The organism is Kitasatospora griseola (genome assembly GCF_014648555.1).
Lineage (GTDB): Bacteria > Actinomycetota > Actinomycetes > Streptomycetales > Streptomycetaceae > Kitasatospora > Kitasatospora griseola.
Map to the genome: position 1 here is coordinate 73,939 of NZ_BMRI01000037.1, position 2,433 is coordinate 76,371.

1 protein-coding gene and 1 tRNA gene are annotated in these 2,433 nt (G+C 69.8%); both read left to right on the forward strand.

The window, feature by feature from the left end:
* Positions 1–98: 98 nt before the first annotated feature.
* Positions 99–172, forward strand: a tRNA-Lys gene (locus tag IEZ12_RS31465).
* Between the two features lie 282 nt (positions 173–454).
* A partial coding sequence (locus tag IEZ12_RS31470; protein WP_189276913.1) for a transglycosylase domain-containing protein occupies positions 455–2,433 on the forward strand: 1,979 nt, incomplete at its 3' end.

Genomic DNA, 2,433 nt, shown 5'->3' on the forward strand with positions numbered 1-2,433 from the left:
AAGCGGGGGGCCTTCGGCGTTCCCGAGGCCCTGGGCGGCCGCGGGGAACCCGGTTTCACCGCAGGTCGGGAAGCGTGTACTGTTCTCTTCGTCAGCAAGCGCCGCTAGCTCAGTTGGTTAGAGCAGCTGACTCTTAATCAGCGGGTCCGGGGTTCGAGTCCCTGGCGGCGCACAGACAGCCGAAGGCCCCTCGCGAGAGCGAGGGGCCTTCGGCGTTTTCCGTTCGGCCTGCCGCGGCGCGACTCGATCGTGTGATCGGGCCGACCATGTCCCCGCCCGGGGCCCACTCGTTGTGTGTGAGACGAAGGACACGCAACTAAGAGGGATTTAAAGATCGTCTTAGGAGAAATAGGACATAGGTCCCTAACATCTGACAAGTCGATCGATCAAGCTGGCGAGGTTCATGCCATCGCCCGAGCGAGCAGCCCGTCCGGGGCCTGCGGGAAGGTCTCCGTTGCCTCGAAAGCCCCGTGAACGCACGAAACGAACCGGCTGGCGCCGACTGATACCCACCTGGCGGACCGCACTGGTCGGCCTGGCCGCCTCGATGCTGCTCGGGGTCGGCCTGTTCGCACTGGGCGTCGCCCTGGTCAAGGTGCCGGACGCGCACGCCGCGGCCACCGCCCAGTCCAACACCTGGCTGTACTCCGACGGGTCGCTGCTGGCCCGCACCGGGCAGACCAACCGGCAGAACGTCCCCCTGGACAAGGTCTCCGCGGACGCGCAGCACGCCGCGCTGGCCGCCGAGGACCGCAACTTCTACTCGGAGGGCGCGGTCAACTTCAAGGGCATGGCCCGCGCCGCCTTCAACACCGCCTCCGGCGGCGCCACCCAGGGCGGCTCGACGATCACCCAGCAGTACGTGAAGAACGCGTACCTGAACCAGAAGCAGACCGTCAGCCGCAAGGTCAAGGAAGTCTTCATCGCGTTCAAGGTGGACGCCACCCAGAGCAAGGACGAGATCCTCTCCTCCTACCTGAACACCTCGTACTACGGGCGCGGCGCGTACGGCATCCAGGCCGCCTCGCAGGCCTACTTCGGGATCGACGCCAGCCAGTTGAACGCCGCCCAGGGCGCGTACCTGGCGACCCTGCTGAACGCGCCCAGCGCGTACGACGTGTCCTCGGCGACCGAGGCCGGCAAGGAGAAGGCGGTGGCGCGCTGGAACTACGTGCTCGACGGCATGGTGGCGGAGAAGTGGCTGGGCGCCGACGAGCGCAAGCAGCTGGCCTTCCCCGAGGTGCAGTCGCCGAAGTCCGCGCCGGGCCTGTCCGGGCAGGCCGGCTACCTGGTGGCCGCCGCCACCTCGTACCTGACCGACAACCACATCGTCAGCGACGCCCAGCTCGCCCAGGGCGGCTACACCATCACGCTGACCGTGGACTCCAAGAAGCAGCAGCAGCTCCAGGACGCGGTGCAGACCCAGCTGACCGACAACCTGAAGCCGGACGCCCGCAAGGTGGACGCGGCGGCGCAGGCCGGCGCGGTGTCGGTCGACCCGAAGACCGGCCAGGTGCTGGCGCTGTACGGCGGCGCCGACGCCACCAAGCACTGGATCGACAACGCCACCCGCACCGACTACCAGGCCGGCTCCACCTTCAAGGCGATCGCGCTGGCCGCCGCCCTCGACTCCGGGGCGCGCACCCAGTACGGCGACCGGATCAGCGCCGACACCGTCTACGACGGCACCAACCGGCGGGCCGTGCGCGGCGCCAAGGGCGTCCCCTACGCACCGCCGAACGAGGGCGAGCGCTCGTACGGTCAGATAAGCCTCCAGCAGGCCACCGACTGGTCGGTGAACTCGGTGTTCGCGCAGCTCGCCCAGGACACCGGGCTGGAGAAGGTCCGCTCCACCGCGGTCGCGCTCGGCCTGCCCGCCGACACCCCGGGCCTGAAGGCCGTCCCGTCGATCCCGCTGGGCTCGGCCTCGCCGAGCGTGCTGGAACTCGCCGGTGTGTACGCCACGCTGGACAACGACGGCCAGCAGATCACCCCGTGGCTGGTGAAGTCGCTGGAGTCCGGCGGCGAGCAGGTCGCGCTGCCCGAGCACAAGGCCACCCAGGCGGTCTCCAAGGACGCCGCCCGCGCCACCACCTCGATCCTCCGCGGCGTCATCGACGACCAGGGCGGCACCGGCTACCGGGCCGCCTCGCTGAACCGCCCGGCGGCCGGCAAGACCGGCACCACCGACGACTCCAAGTCGGTGTGGTTCGCCGGCTACACCCCCGAACTGGTCACCGTGGTCGGCCTGTTCGGTCAGGATCCGGCCACCGGCAAGCAGGTCACGCTGGACGGCGTCGGCGGCATGGGCAGCGCGGCGGGCGGCCGGTTCCCGGCGCAGATCTGGACGGCCTACATGAAGTCGGCGCTGGCCGGTCAGCCGGTCAGCTCCTTCTCCGGCGCGAGCCGGACGCCGGCCACCACCGTGCCGTC